Annotated in this window: 13 protein-coding genes; 11 read left to right on the top strand and 2 right to left on the bottom strand. The window is 57.9% G+C overall.

The features are described from left to right. Positions 1 to 170 precede the first annotated feature (170 nt). The 4 genes from FO488_RS02195 (at position 171) to FO488_RS02210 (ending at position 2,887) form a co-directional block, all read left to right on the top strand. Positions 171 to 641 carry a DUF2844 domain-containing protein gene (locus FO488_RS02195; protein WP_205743331.1) on the top strand — a complete coding sequence of 157 codons (471 nt, stop codon included), beginning with the start codon at positions 171 to 173 and terminating at the stop codon, positions 639 to 641. Then, entirely contained in the window at positions 628 to 1,836 is a 1,209-nt protein-coding gene (locus FO488_RS02200; protein WP_149209031.1) for a DUF3443 domain-containing protein, read from the top strand. Before FO488_RS02195 ends, FO488_RS02200 begins: the two co-directional genes overlap by 14 nt. A gap of 169 nt (positions 1,837 to 2,005) precedes the next feature. Beyond that, positions 2,006 to 2,566, top strand: coding sequence for a nitroreductase family protein (locus tag FO488_RS02205; RefSeq protein WP_149209032.1), 561 nt, complete (start codon positions 2,006 to 2,008; stop codon positions 2,564 to 2,566). Positions 2,567 to 2,698: 132 nt separating this feature from the next. Continuing rightward, positions 2,699 to 2,887 carry a GSU3473 family protein gene (locus FO488_RS02210; RefSeq protein ID WP_149209033.1) on the top strand — a complete coding sequence of 63 codons (189 nt, stop codon included), beginning with the start codon at positions 2,699 to 2,701 and terminating at the stop codon, positions 2,885 to 2,887. Between the two features lie 142 nt (positions 2,888 to 3,029). Here the strand turns inward: FO488_RS02210 and FO488_RS02215 are convergent, their stop codons facing one another. Further along, on the bottom strand, positions 3,030 to 3,488 hold the full coding sequence (locus FO488_RS02215; RefSeq protein WP_149209034.1) for a hypothetical protein: 459 nt from the start codon (positions 3,486 to 3,488) through the stop codon (positions 3,030 to 3,032). Positions 3,489 to 3,546: 58 nt separating this feature from the next. Further along, positions 3,547 to 4,611: a hypothetical protein gene (locus tag FO488_RS02220; protein ID WP_149209035.1), complete on the bottom strand. Its 1,065-nt coding sequence runs from the start codon at positions 4,609 to 4,611 to the stop codon at positions 3,547 to 3,549. A gap of 167 nt (positions 4,612 to 4,778) precedes the next feature. Between FO488_RS02220 and FO488_RS02225 the strand changes: the two genes are divergently transcribed. The 7 genes from FO488_RS02225 to FO488_RS02260 all read left to right on the top strand — a co-directional run bounded on the left by FO488_RS02225 (position 4,779) and on the right by FO488_RS02260 (position 14,089). Continuing rightward, complete coding sequence (locus FO488_RS02225; RefSeq protein ID WP_149209036.1) at positions 4,779 to 7,400, top strand: ATP-binding protein; 2,622 nt, start codon at positions 4,779 to 4,781, stop codon at positions 7,398 to 7,400. Position 7,401: 1 nt separating this feature from the next. After that, the gene (locus FO488_RS02230) at positions 7,402 to 7,866 is read left to right on the top strand and encodes a response regulator (RefSeq protein WP_149209037.1); all 465 of its coding nucleotides are present in this window, start codon (positions 7,402 to 7,404) and stop codon (positions 7,864 to 7,866) included. Between the two features lie 205 nt (positions 7,867 to 8,071). Continuing rightward, positions 8,072 to 9,901, top strand: a complete 1,830-nt coding sequence (gene glmS / locus FO488_RS02235) for a glutamine--fructose-6-phosphate transaminase (isomerizing) (RefSeq protein WP_149209038.1) — start codon at positions 8,072 to 8,074, stop codon at positions 9,899 to 9,901. Positions 9,902 to 10,572: 671 nt separating this feature from the next. Next, positions 10,573 to 11,307, top strand: a complete 735-nt coding sequence (locus tag FO488_RS02240; protein ID WP_149209039.1) for a hypothetical protein — start codon at positions 10,573 to 10,575, stop codon at positions 11,305 to 11,307. Positions 11,308 to 11,310: 3 nt separating this feature from the next. Continuing rightward, positions 11,311 to 11,892, top strand: coding sequence for a protein kinase (locus FO488_RS02245; protein ID WP_149209040.1), 582 nt, complete (start codon positions 11,311 to 11,313; stop codon positions 11,890 to 11,892). 282 nt (positions 11,893 to 12,174) lie between these two features. Further along, positions 12,175 to 13,368 carry a hypothetical protein gene (locus FO488_RS02255; protein WP_149209041.1) on the top strand — a complete coding sequence of 398 codons (1,194 nt, stop codon included), beginning with the start codon at positions 12,175 to 12,177 and terminating at the stop codon, positions 13,366 to 13,368. Between the two features lies 1 nt (position 13,369). Beyond that, the gene (locus tag FO488_RS02260) at positions 13,370 to 14,089 is read left to right on the top strand and encodes a PP2C family serine/threonine-protein phosphatase (protein WP_149209042.1); all 720 of its coding nucleotides are present in this window, start codon (positions 13,370 to 13,372) and stop codon (positions 14,087 to 14,089) included. Positions 14,090 to 14,206: the final 117 nt, after the last annotated feature.

Raw genomic sequence — 14,206 nt, forward strand, 5'->3', positions numbered from 1 at the left:
CGAGACGGCTTTTCTTTTTCTCATCCCTTTTGGTAAAAATATCGTACTATATAGATACAATCGTGTGCCTCGGAGTCGGCCACATGGAGAGACCGAAGAACGCGCTTGCTGCCTTGCACGGTGGCGGAGCGGGCGTTTTTCGAGGCGAGGCACCGGCGGCGGGGTTTCGTATGAAGATAAGGGGGCGGGTGATAGTCGTCGGCCTCGGCGTAATGGCGGCAGCATTCACGATGGCCCAGCGGGCCGAGGCCACCTTGGGGGGGACCGCCGATTCGGTCACAACGGACCGCGCGGCGCTTTCGGCCGCGCGGCGCGCCACGACGGTCTTGCCCAATTACACGGTTCAGGAGATCGTCTCCGATGCCGTCCGCATACGGGAATACGTCTCCTCGGCCGGCGTGGTGTTTGCAATTTCCTGGGATGGCCTGATTCATCCCGATCTCACCACCCTGCTGGGTTCATATGCCAGCGAATATCGGCAGGCGGAGCACGACACGCCGCGTCACATGGGGGTGCGGCGCCGGGAGGTCCGGGGGAGCCAGGTCGTCGTCGAAAAATGGGGACATATGCGGAACCTGCGGGGGCGGGCCTATGCCCCCGCCTTGGTCCCTGCGGGGGTAAGCCTCGATGAACTCAAATAAGAGAGCCGTATGGCTGTTTCTCATGCTTGTGGTCATGGCCGGCTGCGGCGGTGGCTCGGGGGGCGGTGCCGCTTCACCTGCCCCTGGGGTGGGCGGTCCCTCCGCTTCCGGGAACAACGTGGTGAGCGTCACCGTGAACGGTTCCCTGTGCTCGGTCAGCAATTCCTATCCCAACAAGCCGTGCGTCAGCGTCACGATCTGCACCCCCGGCAGCGCCACCTGCCAAACCATCAACGATATCCTGCTGGATACCGGCAGCTATGGGCTGCGCATCTTCAGCCAGGCCCTGAGCGTCCCGCTCCCCCAGGTGAGCGGCGGTTCCGGGGCGGTCGCCGAATGCGTCCAGTTCGGGGACGGCTCATCCCTCTGGGGGCCGGTCCAGACAGCTGACATCATCCTGGGCAACGAGCCCGCCGTGCGGGTCCCGATCCAGGTTGCCGACGCGACGTTCGGCTCCCGCCCCACCGCCTGCCAGAATGCGGAAGCCACACCGACCACGGCCGGCTTTAGCGGCATCCTGGGGGTCGGGCTCTTCAGCCATGACTGCGGGACGGCATGCGTCAACAGCAGCAGTGTGGGCATCTATTACGCCTGCAGCGGCACGGCCTGCGGCGGAACGACGGTCCCCCTCGCCAGCCAGGTCATGAACCCGGTCGCGGCCCTTCCGGCGGACAACAACGGCGTGATCGTGCAACTGCCCGCCGTTCCTGCGGGCGCTGCGGGGTCAGCCAGCGGCTCGGTCATACTCGGCATCGGTACCCAGGCCAACAATGTCCCCTCCGGGGTGACCCGGTACGGGGCCGATCAGTTCGCCGAGTTCACCACCATCTTTAACGGCACCACGTATGCCGGCTTTCTGGACACCGGCTCCAACGGGCTCTTTTTTCCCAGCCCCTCCGCCAGCCAGCTTCCCGCCTGTGCCTCCCCCTATACCGCCTGGTTCTGCCCTGCGGCCACGGCCGACTTTTCAGCGACTACCAGAGGCGCCGGCGGTTCGCCGAGCGGTGCGGTTTCCTTCCGGATCGGCAACGCGGCCGGTCTGTTCGGTACATCGAACAGGGTGTTTGCAGAGCTGGGCGGTGGTGCCGCCAACAGTTTCGATTGGGGGCTTCCCTTCTTCCTGGGGCGCAGCGTCTATGTGGGGATCGATGGGGCGGGGTCGAGCCTGGGAACCGGTCCCTACTGGGCGTATTGACCAGGCGAAGCGATGCGTTTTTTGCTGTCGCGGCGCTTGTGCCGGCTCAGTAACGTCGCTTTTTGCCGCAAGCTGGAGTATGGTTTTTCCATGGTTTACCGAAGGAGGGGCGCACCGCTCTGCGTCCCGTATCCGTTCGAACCAGACGGTCATGGGATGGAGATGCGCTATGGACACCCTTGAAGCGATACGCACCAGGAGAAGTGTTCGCCGGTTTTCCGACCGGCCGGTGGAGGCGGAGAAGCTGCGCAGCGTCCTGGAGGCGGCCCGCATGGCGCCGTCGTGGGCCAACATGCAGTGCTGGAGATTTGTGGTGGTGCAGGACCCGGGCGTGAAGCGGAGGATCAGCGAGCATGCGGTGGCGGATTCCTTCAACACGGCGAAAGGGTACAAATCGAATCCTTCCCAGCGGGCGCTTGCCGAGGCGCCCGTGGTGATCGTCGCCTGCGCCGAATGCAACCGGTCCGGGGACATGGGGGGGCAGCAGTACTATATGACCGATGTGGGGATGGCCGTGGCAAGCCTGATGCTGGCCGCCCATGCCGTGGGGCTGGGGAGCGTCTTCGTCGGCATCTTTGACGAGAAACAGGTGGGGAGCCTGCTCGGTATTCCGGCTTACATCAGTATCGTGGGGCTCATACCCCTGGGGTATCCCCTGGATGCGCCCGAGTGCGGAGCCCCGCGGAAATCCCTGGACGAAATCGTGCGTTACGGAACCTGGGGCGACTAGCGGACCATGCCGTGGCATGACCGTCTTGCATTTGTGCCGGTAGTTTGGTATATATCAACAAAGAGCTGTAAGTGTAACTGTAGGAAGATAAAGGATTTTTAACGAAAACGGGCCGCCCGCACGGAGGAAGCCATGCTTATCCACGTTCTCTACGACGACAATAGATATGATTACGTCAAAGGTTTCCAGCTCGACAGGCTGCTGGAGGCGAAGAAGGTTCAGAGGTTCAAGCGAAGTACGGGGTGGGTCACCGTCGGGGTGGACCCCATCCGCTGGAGAAAAAGCCCGAATTACCACGGCGTCGAGCGGAGAGCGGCCTAGCCCTTTCGGCGTGGCGGCGAAAAGAGCGACGGGGGCATGAGTCCTGGTGCCGGCTCCCCGCCGGGCAGTCCAATAGAACTTTGTGATGCACACACCCCGCCGGAGGCCTTCGGCGGGGTGTCGTGTTATGGAGCGCCCGGGATCAGAATCTGATCCCCACGCCGCCCCCCAGGAAGTTCAACTTGTCGTCGAACTGGCGCCGGTACTCCGCGTTGACGAAGAACGGCCCGAAGAGCAGGTCGCCCCCGGCCAGGGCCACGGGGGTGCCCTTGGCGCCCCGTTTGTCGTGAAACACCAGTGCCGCGCCGAGGCCGGCATAGGGTTGGAAAAAGGGGATCGGGGCGTGGACCTTGAACAGGGCCGTGATGGGCAGGGATTCGTCGCGCCTGATGGATTTGGCGTCGTCCCTGTCGAGCATGACGTAGGCCACGGTGGCGCCGATGGATACCAGACGGTTGAGGTAGAGGTCGGCAAACGCCTCGGTGAACCTGCTGGTGCGGTCGGTGGCGGCGCCGCCGCGGATGCCGATCCCCAACGAGTTTGCCGCCATGGCGTTTGCGGCCAGGGCCAGGGTTATGAGCAGGGCGATGACGGTTTTCATGGACGTTTCTCCTTGTCGAGGAATGTGTGCGTCTGACCGGCCTGAAATGGCCGGTCTGCTAACGCCGTGCCTCTTCGCTGATGGCCCTGATGGCGTCGAAGACGACGGCGTCGTATTTGTCCTGGCTGATGGCCTGGGCGACCGCGGGGATCTTGAGCAGCGTTTTGACGAAGCCGAACCGCAGGTCCCGGGGGAGGCAGGCGATATAGGCCACCAGGTGCTCCTCCTGCTCGGGCGCCAGGACCGGCGCGGCCTGGAGGAAGGCTGCCAGGTCGGTCATGGTGGCGGCCTGGATGTCGTCGCGCTGGGCCGCCGCTGTGTCGGCCACCCGGGGCCAGTTGTCCAGGATGTCGGCGGCCGTCAGGGGACGGTGGCGCTCGTCGGCCAGCCACCGCATGAACATGATGGCCGCCTCCCTGCCGACGATGCCGGAATAGACCTCCATCTCCAGGTCGCCGGGAAAGCGGCAGTTCCTGCGCAGGACGCTGATCATCTCCCAGGCCCGTTCCGTCGGCTCCACCTGAAGGTCCATGGGGGCCCCCTGGCTGGCCAGCAGATTGGTGTTGGCGGACAGGAATCGCCGCACCCCGTCGTCAAGCCCCCGTTCGCCCGCATAGCGCGACCAGCAGGCATGGTCGCTCTCCACGTAGAGCATCACCATGCGGTCGATCAGCGCCCGGTCCAGGGTGGCCACCTGGTAGCTGCCGTCGGGGGGATTGATGGTTACCACCACCTTGTGGCGGGGGGCGAGCCGGTGGGTGTGCAGGGCGCGCGGTTCCCCCTCGACGGGGGGCTCGACGAACTGGAAGATGGCCTGGAGGGTGTCCTCCTGCTGGGCGCGGTTCAACTCGTCGCAATGGACCACGGTGGGCGGGGCGTCGTCGGCCGGCCACCAGGACGGGCGCGACCAGTGCATGACGGCACCTTCGCGGTAGGGGATGCCCACCAGGTCGCCGACCTCCATCTGCCCGAGGCGCAGGGAGGCGTAGCGCCAGTTGTCCTCGCGGCACACCTGGATGATCCCGGCGGTCTTGCCGACGCCGCGGTGCCCGACGACACACGGCGTCAGATCGGTTTTTGCGAGGATCTCCCGCAGGACCAGCTTCATCTGGGCAATATTCACGCGCTTTCCCCCGGGGTGGTTGGTTTTCTGATCATAGCCGCAAATGGCGTATGCTTCAAGTCCGCAGACGTTTTTTTGCGGGCCGTTCGGGAAACGCCTTATCATGGAAGACAAAGTGTGGTATAGACAAGGGAATTTCAGGCAGTCGTGCGCCGGGGGGAACAGTCATGGGTGAGCGGGGGCGGCGCCTTACATACAGCGGCAAGTCCTTGCTGCTGCTGGCCGCTCTGATCGCAGCCGCTTTCGCCGGAAATTTCTTCTCCCTGCGCCTGCTCGCCGGTTTCAACTTCCTGTTCGGCAGCATCGCGGTACTTCTGACGGTCCGCCTGTTCGGCATCCGCTGGGGCCTTGCGGCCGGGCTGGCGGCCTCGTTATGGACCATCCCGCTCTACGGGCATCCCTATGCGGTGATCTGGCTCTGTGGCGAACCGCTCTTTGTGGGCTGGCTGTTGCACAAGGGGAAGAGGCGCAACATCCTCCTCTACGACGCCTGCTATTGGCCCCTGGTGGGGGTTCCCCTGGTATGGCTCTTCTTCCGGCACGCCATGCAGGTTTCGGTGCTGGGAACCGTGGCCGCCATGCTGACCTACTGGGTGGTGGGCATCGCCAACGCGCTGGTCGCCAGCCTCCTGTTGACCTACATCCCCCGCATCGCTCCGCTGTACGGCCTGGACATGCCCCGCACCATACCGATCCACCACCTCATCTTCAACATCCTGATGGCGGTGGTGCTGATACCGTCCATCGTGGTCATGGTCATCCACGGCAAGGGGGCTGAGGGACGCTACCTCCAGGAAATGTACCGGGATATCGACGGCAGCCTGAAGGTCGCCGGCTACGAGACCCGTCTCAAGCTCCGGGAGCTGGCCGCGAACTCCGGTGAAGCCGTGCCGCGCGGCACGGAAGTCGCCGGAACCCTGCGGGGCATTCTCCTGGACGCGCGGGGCGGGCGGCCGTGGCGCGTCATCCTGGTGGACGATGCCGACCATGTCATCGCCGCCACCGACAGCGCTCCGGGGGGCACGCCAAAGTACGATTCCTGCCGCAACGGCTCGCTGGAACAGGTAGGGGAGAGCGGCATCTACCGCTGCCTGCCCACGGCAGACCGGCCCGTACCGCTCCTGCAGCGGATGCACGATGCGACCTTCCTGCGCCGCGCCCCCCTGGCGGGCACCACCTGGAGCATGGTGGTGGAATCGCCGTTTGCGCCCTACCAGCGGGCGCTGCTCCACGATCATGTCAAGTCGCTCTTGATCGTGCTCGGCCTGAACATGTTCGTCCTGGTCATCTCCCTCTCCCTGTCCCATCGCCTGGCCGCCCCTCTCTACCGGCTGTCCCAGGTGACGACCGACCTGCCCAAGCGCCTGCTGCGGGAAAACATCAGCGCGTGGCCGGAGAGCATGGTCAGCGAGATCGACCAGCTGATCGGCAACTTCAAGGTCATGGCCATCGCCCTCAGCCAGCGTTTCCAGGAGATCACCTACACCAACGAGACCCTGGAGCACCACGTTGCGGAGCGCACCGGGGAGTTGACCCGGGCCAACGAGGAGCTGCAGAGGGAGATTGCCGAGAGGAAAACGACCGAACGCCAGCGGGATCACCTGATGGAGGAACTGGTCAACCAGCTCCGCTTTCTGCAAACCCTCATCGATACCATCCCCAATCCGATCTTCTACAAGGATGCCGATGGCATCTACCAGGGGTGCAACCGGGCCTTCGAGGAAAGCTGGGGGCTGGCCCGGGACGGCATTGTGGGCAAGACGGCCCACGACCTGTTCCCCACGCGTGAGGCGGAGATCCTCCAGGCCGCCGACCGGGAGCTGTTCGCCCTGGGGGGGGTCCAGGTCTATGAAGAGCAGATCCGCTACAGCGACGGCCAGATGCACACGGTCATCATCTACACGGCCACCTACGACGATATCAACGGCATCCTGGGCGGCCTGGTGGGAACGGCCATCGACATTTCCGTGCGCAAGAAGGCGGAGAACGAGCGGGACCGCCTGATGGTGGAGCTGCAGAAAAAGAACAAGGAACTGGAGGGGATCGTCTATGTGGCGTCCCACGACCTGCGCTCGCCCCTGGTCAATGTGCAGGGATTCAGCCGCAAGCTGGCCAAGAACTGTGCCGAACTGGACGAGTTCATGGCCGGGCTGGTCCTGGACGAGGCCCAGCGGGCCCGTATCGAGCCCATATTCAGGGAAACCATCCCCAGGGCCCTCGGGTTCATCACCCGGAGCATCGAGAAGATGGACAGCCTGTTGAACGGCCTGCTGCGGCTCTCCCGCCTGGGGAGAACGGCGATCTGCTTCGAAACCCTTGACATGCGCCAGTTGTTATCAAATATTATTGCTTCCATAACCTACCAGATCGAATCCGCAGGGGCGCGGGTCGAACTGGCCCTGCTTCTGCACCCCTGCGTCGGGGACAGCGTCCAGGTTACGCAGATATTCAGCAATCTGCTGGATAACGCCCTGAAATACCGCTCTGCCGCCCGTCCCCTGGTGGTGCACGTCGCAAGCGAAGCGTTCGACGAGGGGGTGCGCTATTGCGTGGAGGACAACGGCATCGGCATCCCCCGCGACCAGCAGGAGAAGATCTGGGAGATCTTTCACCGCCTCAATCCGGGGGATACCCAAGGGGAAGGGCTGGGGCTGACCATGGCGCGCCGCATCGTCGATCGCCTGGGGGGCTCCATCTGGGTGGAGTCGGAACCGGACGCGGGCAGCCGCTTCTATGTCGTCCTGCCGTGCGCACCCAAAACTGACGATCATATGACCGCAGGAGCATGAGATGATCAATGACGGGTTCAAGAAGGAAGTCATCATCCTGATTGCCGAGGACGATGACGGCCACGCCGAGCTGATCCAGGACAACCTGCAGGAGGCGGGCCTCAGAAACCCCATCATCCGGTTTCGCAACGGCCAGGAAGCCCTGGACTTCTTCTACGGCGGGGCGGATGGCCACGGGCCCCGCTGCGAAAAGGGGCAGGCCTATATGATGCTCCTGGACATCCGCATGCCCAAGGTGGATGGCGTGGAGGTGCTCCGCCAGATCAAGTCCGACCCGGAATTGAAGAACATGCCGGTAATCATGCTGACCACCACCGACGACCCCCGGGAGATCCGCACCTGCTATGGCCTGGGATGCAGTTGCTACGTCACCAAGCCGGTGGATTACCAGAAATTTGCCGAAATGCTGAGCAGGCTGGGGCTGTTCCTGCTGGTGGTGCAGGTGCCGGACCTGGACGGGGCGTAGGCAATACAATCTTTAAACGGCAGTCAGGCCACTGAGCCACAAAGGCACAGAGAACATCACGGAGTTTTATGCTAAGATGATTCGCCGAAACGGAGGATTATCAATAAATTCTTAAGGATGTAACATTCGTTTTTGTTGCCTTAGTGTCTCTGGTACTCGGTGGCAAATATTTTTCAGGACTACTTAATTTCTGGAGGAATCTGCTATGTGCGGAATTGTTGGCTATATCGGCGGGCAGGAGGCAACGCCGATCATACTGGAAGGGCTCAAGAAACTGGAATACCGTGGCTACGATTCGGCGGGCATCGCCACCCTGGCTGACGGCGAATCGGGCGTCCGGCGCAGCGAAGGCAAGCTGTCCAACCTGGAAAAACTGTTGCGCCAGCAGCCGCTCTCCGGCGTGATCGGCATCGGCCACACCCGCTGGGCTACCCACGGCCGCCCCTCGGAGATCAACGCCCATCCCCACAAGGCAGGCCCGGTCATCGTGGTGCACAACGGCATCATCGAAAACTACCTGCCGCTCAGGGAGGCGCTCAAGCAGGCCGGCCATGTCTTCAAGAGCGAGACCGATACCGAAGTCATCTCCCACCTGGTGGACGAAAAGCTCAAGGGGACCTCCGACTTCGTGCTGGCGGTCCGGCAGGCCCTGGCCGAACTGCGGGGCGCCTACGCCGTGTGCATCCTCAATGAGCGCGAACCGGGCACCCTGATCGCCGCCAAGCTGGGGTCCCCCATGGTGGTCGGCCTGGGGGAAGGGGAGTTCTTCGTCGCCTCGGACATCCCCGCCATCCTGGCCCATACCCGGGAGATGGTCTTCATGGAGGACGGGGAAATGGCCGTGTTCCATGCCGGCACGGCCGCCTTCTCCACCATCGCCGGCAGCCACCTGGACAAGAAGGCGCGGCACATCGACTGGTCGCCGCTCATGGCCGAAAAGGGGGGGTACCGGCACTTCATGCTCAAGGAGATCCACGAACAACCCCGGGCCGTGCGCGACACCATCGCCGGGCGGCTTTTGGAGGATGAAGGGGATGTGTACCTGGAGGATCTGAAGTTCAGCGACGAACAACTGGCGGCCGTGAAGCGGATCGTCATCGTGGCCTGCGGCACTTCCTGGCACGCCGCCCTGGTGGGCAAGTTCTACATCGAGGGGTATTGCCGCATCCCGGTGGAGATCGACATCGCCTCGGAATTCCGCTACCGCAGCCCGGTCATCGACGGCGATACGCTGGTGATGGTCATCTCCCAGTCCGGGGAAACCGCCGACACCCTGGCGGCCCTGCGGGAGGCCAAGTCCCACGGCGCCATGAACCTGGCCATCTGCAACGTGCTGGATTCGTCCATTGCCCGGGAATCGGCCGGCGTGGTCTACACCCATGCCGGTCCCGAGATCGGGGTGGCCTCCACCAAGGCCTTCGTCACCCAGCTCACCGCCCTCTACCTGTTCACCATCCGGCTGGGGCGGGCCGTCGGCGCCATCGACGCCGCCACCGGCCGGCGCATGATCGCCTCCCTCAAGAAGGTCCCGGCCCTGCTGGAGGAAGCCCTCAAGCTCAACGCCGATACCGAGCGCATCGCCCGCAAGTACATGAACGCCCGCGACTTCCTCTACCTGGGACGGGGCAAGAACTTCCCCATTGCCCTGGAGGGAGCGCTCAAACTCAAGGAGATCTCCTACATCCACGCCGAAGGCTATCCGGCCGGCGAGATGAAGCACGGCCCCATCGCCCTGATCGACGAGGATATGCCGGTGGTCATGCTCGTCCCGGAGAACAGCGCCTTTGAAAAGACCCTGTCCAACATGGAGGAGGTCATCGCCCGCAACGGCCGGGTGATCGCCCTGTGCAGCGAAGGCGATCATGAGGTCAAGACGCGGGCAGAGGATACCATCGAAATCCCCCGCATCGACGAGGACCTGGACCCGTTCCTGCTCTCGGTGCCGTTGCAGCTTTTGGCGTATCACATCGCCGTGTTGAAGGGGACCGACGTGGACCAGCCGAGGAATTTGGCAAAATCCGTTACTGTGGAGTAGGGAGAGGATTTTGGTGGTGATTGATGAATTTGAAAAATAATGCTGGCTACTAATAAATAGCGTCGGCTACTGCATTGAAAACTGAAGGGGTCTCACTTGAGGCCCCTTCAGTTTTCGCGAAACGCGGAACGGGCTGTTGAATTTCCCTTTCTTCAACAACGGCCTTGATCCTGATGGGTGACTGGTGCAGCAAAGGCTGGCATCGAAAAGAATGAAATAACGGCAATGGTAACGATGGCGGTAACTATCAACAAGGCCAGGAAAACCTTTTTCTAGCAGTGAGGAAGTTTGTGCCATTGACAGCAGCCCTTTAATGGGTGACTCCACATGATTTCCTCTGTGGTGAATTCGCATTCTCAACATAACCCACGTTTGCAAGGGGTAGGCCATCAATTTTCAACTGTCAGCCATCATGGCTAAAGGCCATTCGGATTTCACGGCCTTGCAAGGATAAGGACGTTAATCTTGTTTCCTTGTCCGGATTATGATATAAATACAGCTTAGTCTTCCTAGAAACAAAAGCATCAACAAATCTCACCATGCGACACAAGGGTGCTTTTCAAGCTTCCAAATCGGCAATTGCGTGCGGGGTTTGGCTTCGAGAGAGGGCCGCACGTGGCTCGGAAACGGGAGTGAAAAGGCGACCTCAAGCAGGTCGCTTTTACATTAAAATGGATGATCTAATTTACTTTCGGACACCTAATTCAAAGATATCCTATCTATCCCGAACCTTAAAAGATGGCCCAGAAAAAGATCTCGTTGAAGAATTTATTTCTATTCAGAAACAAAAACTGTCGTCAAGCTCCCGGCACGGCTATACCCTTTTCATAGAACCAAAGCTTGATGTTGGGTTTCCAGATGTTGTTATTGTAAGGTTCTCACGCTCGGTTATGGCTAAATGGTCACCATCGAGGATGCCACTTGACCTGACGTCATTGAAGATACTCAGTCACCTCTTTTATGCAGGCCCAATTTCAATAGATAAACTCAAGACTGATCTTGGCTTTGTAGACCCAGTTTTAGGTCAAAGGCTGAACTCTCTTCAAGAAGCAAAGCTAATATACAGAAAAGGCGATTTGTATAGGGCATACTCATTCCGTGAAACATTTGCAGTCAGAGAGGTTATTGCAATTGAGGCAAAAATGTCTGATATTTTTGGCGCAATTTGTCAGGCATCAAAAAACAAATGGTTTGCAACTTCATCTTACATTTTAACTCCAAGCCTAAGACCTACCCCTAGAGTCGCTTCACGCTGCGGTGATCTTGGTATTGGAATTTACGGACTGAAGCGACTTGATTTTACTGAGATATTGAGACCACGTCCTCATGAACTGCCAAAATCATATGTAACTCTTTTGCTTAACGAATGGATTGGCAGGAAAATTTTTGATGGCTCTGGAGTTTAATCAATGGCACTGCCCACTGAACCAGAAATCCTCGCCTCAATTCCGACTCTCAGCAACTTGACCCTCCTAAAAACCTGCGGCCAAAAAGCCGTTTACCGCGGAAATGACGATCGCTTCGGCGAGGTAGTTGTCAAAGTCATACTAAGCCAAACAGCTGATGAACGGACGAAACGCGAAATTGATGTAGCCCAGGCAAACAACATTGCATATGTCCCGAAGATACATGCGCATGGAGAAATAAGACACTCGTCGGGAATGAATTACTACCTTATGGAGCAATACATCGATGGAGGGTCCCTTGAGGATTTCTACTTAAGTGGCCGTAAGCTGTCCTTTCCGCAGTCCATCCTTCTTCTGGAAACCTTACTAACCCTAGCTGTCGCATGTGAGAAGTTACATATCGTTCACCGCGATCTGAAGCCTGGGAATATACTGTTCGATTCCAAAGGTATTTTTTGGGTCATTGACTTCGGCATCGCTCGACACCTTGACCTCCCCTCCATAACTGGATCGGCAGATGCCTTTGGCCCTCACACCGCTGGATATGCCCCCCCGAACAGTTTAGGAACATCAAAGACGACGTAGACATACGAGCCGACCTCTTTTCCATTGGGGTTGTCATATATGAGGCTCTAACAGGGGGTAATCCTTTCCGTGAAGGCGCGAGGAATGCTCTGGAGGTTCTTTACCGCACTGAAAGTGTTATCCCTGTGCCTCCTACTATTCCTGAAGATACTAATGGAATGCTCGCACAGTTTGTTACTCTAATGATGAACAAGTTTATTTCTCGCAGACCAAAGACAGCTGCTGAAGCTTTAAAATGGTATAGTTCTTTTAAACAGACACTAAAAATGTGAGGTCTCCGATATGCAAATGCTCCTTCAGTTTGGCTACGGGATGATGACACATTGCAAAGAACTCATAAAAGAATGGGGCAATGGAACAGTAATTTTAAGCCCTCGTGACTTAACATCTGAGCAGATGGTACAGCTATCAAAAGATCTGAAAAAGGTCGGCGGTGGTGTTTGTCTTGATCCTCAGTTTTATGATCCGAGAGCTGATCACCCTCGATTGACGGACCATGATTTTTGGCCCGAGTCTTATGAGACCAGTTCGTTTTTAGACCGGGGCATCGATCAGCTTCTTATCGACCTCAAAAGTATAAATACCTCGACAAACACAGACTTTTATATACTCCCCGGACTGTTTTACCAATTCGGAAAGGATGAGTGGTTTATAGCGCAAGATGCGATTATTAAAAAAGGTGTGCGGGTCTTGAATGACAAAGAAACTTTCGCAACCATTGCGCTATCGTCAGATGTCGTAAGAGATGAGTCGAAACTTGAGCAGATTCTGAGTTCTGCGGAGACGTGGCCTGTTGATGGTTACTACGTGGTGCCCGAACATCCTTCATCTCAATACTTGGTTGAGGATCCGATTTGGCTCTCTAACCTTCTCGCCTTTCTTGCTGGACTCAAGCTTCTAGAGAAAAAAGTCATTCTTGGGTATGCCAATCATCAAATGCTAGCTGCTGGCCTAGCAAATGTGGACGCTATTGCTTCGGGCACATGGCTGAATGTGAGGTCTTTCTCTGCTAAAAAATTCAGCCAAGCAGAGGAAGGGACAACTAGTCGAAGGGCGACTTGGTACTATTGCCCGCACAGCTACTCTGAATACAAAATTCCTTTTCTTGATATCGCACATCGCTCTGGCATTCTAGACCAGCTCAAGCCTATCAATGGTATGGCAAATGATTTCTGCTCGCCCCTTTTTACAGGAGCCATACCTTCTTCCGTTGCATATACTGAATCTAAATCCTTCAGGCATTATCTGGACACCCTACGCAAGCAATCTTTGACCGCTAAACTTGCATCTTTTGATGACACTGTGAATGCGTATAATATGAGACTGGACAGTGCCAGTGACTTCATTTCCACCTTCCATCGTCATGGTGTCCGTGGGCAGGACAGGGATTTCGCACCCTTTATAGACATCAATCGTGCCGCAATTAGCCAGCTCATTAGGTCTCGTGGTTTAGCCCTCTCAATGTCCTGGAACTAGTATGTTTTTCTTTGCTACGGATATTGGTAGAAGGCGCAGCAATAATCAGGACGCCGTTTTAATAAGTGAAGATGATAAGGTTGTGGTGTTAGCTGATGGAATGGGCGGCCATAGTTGTGGTGAGATAGCAAGCAATTTGGCCGCTGATGTTGCATTTTCCTCCATCTGCAACGAATTGTCAAAACTACGCCATTCGGCTAATGACAGGGTCTTTGAGGTCCTATTAAATGCCGGTGACAATGCCAACAATGCTGTTATAACACACTCCAGTGCTTTTCCTGAGTGTTCACAAATGGGGACAACTCTGGTTGAAGCCATAATAATCAAAAACAAGTTATACCTTTACAACATTGGAGACTCTAAGTGTTTCTTGCTTCGTGGTAGTTTGATGCAGCTCACTGAAGATCATACTATCGCCAACATGCTCAAAAGACACGGGACTTCACCGCTTAACATACCGTCAAATGCCCATCATGCTCTAACCCAAGCCATTGGGCTGAACGAGACTCTTTTCCCGGCAACAAATATAATTTCGTTAAGAAAAAATGATCTTTTGCTGTTCTGTACTGACGGCCTAACAGACGCGCTGAACAACCGTGAACTCACAAACATACTTCTTCTCCCAATAACTATACAGGAAAAAGGTCATCTGCTAATTGAAAAGGCAAATGCCGCAGGTGGGCATGATAATATCACCTTAGTGATCTATCACCATGGTTAGACGTATTTGGGGAAAAGAGGAGGGGCAGGCCGGCGACTCGCTACACATCCCCGTCATTTTAGCCTCTCCTGTCACGATAACGCAATGGAAACCTTCGGGGTCAACTTTGACACTTGA

The sequence above is a fragment of the Geobacter sp. FeAm09 genome, from assembly GCF_008330225.1.
GTDB lineage: Bacteria > Desulfobacterota > Desulfuromonadia > Geobacterales > Pseudopelobacteraceae > Oryzomonas.

What these genes read in the sequence shown, in the direction of transcription:
- FO488_RS02195 (WP_205743331.1), top strand. Translation starts at nt 171, where the DNA reads ATGAAGATAAGGGGGCGGGTGATAGTCGTCGGCCTCGGCGTAATGGCG.
- FO488_RS02200 (WP_149209031.1), top strand. Translation starts at nt 628, where the DNA reads ATGAACTCAAATAAGAGAGCCGTATGGCTGTTTCTCATGCTTGTGGTC.
- FO488_RS02205 (WP_149209032.1), top strand. Translation starts at nt 2,006, where the DNA reads ATGGACACCCTTGAAGCGATACGCACCAGGAGAAGTGTTCGCCGGTTT.
- FO488_RS02210 (WP_149209033.1), top strand. Translation starts at nt 2,699, where the DNA reads ATGCTTATCCACGTTCTCTACGACGACAATAGATATGATTACGTCAAA.
- FO488_RS02215 (WP_149209034.1), bottom strand. Translation starts at nt 3,488, where the DNA reads ATGAAAACCGTCATCGCCCTGCTCATAACCCTGGCCCTGGCCGCAAAC.
- FO488_RS02225 (WP_149209036.1), top strand. Translation starts at nt 4,779, where the DNA reads ATGGGTGAGCGGGGGCGGCGCCTTACATACAGCGGCAAGTCCTTGCTG.
- FO488_RS02230 (WP_149209037.1), top strand. Translation starts at nt 7,402, where the DNA reads ATGATCAATGACGGGTTCAAGAAGGAAGTCATCATCCTGATTGCCGAG.
- glmS (WP_149209038.1), top strand. Translation starts at nt 8,072, where the DNA reads ATGTGCGGAATTGTTGGCTATATCGGCGGGCAGGAGGCAACGCCGATC.
- FO488_RS02240 (WP_149209039.1), top strand. Translation starts at nt 10,573, where the DNA reads ATGGATGATCTAATTTACTTTCGGACACCTAATTCAAAGATATCCTAT.
- FO488_RS02245 (WP_149209040.1), top strand. Translation starts at nt 11,311, where the DNA reads ATGGCACTGCCCACTGAACCAGAAATCCTCGCCTCAATTCCGACTCTC.
- FO488_RS02255 (WP_149209041.1), top strand. Translation starts at nt 12,175, where the DNA reads ATGCAAATGCTCCTTCAGTTTGGCTACGGGATGATGACACATTGCAAA.
- FO488_RS02260 (WP_149209042.1), top strand. Translation starts at nt 13,370, where the DNA reads ATGTTTTTCTTTGCTACGGATATTGGTAGAAGGCGCAGCAATAATCAG.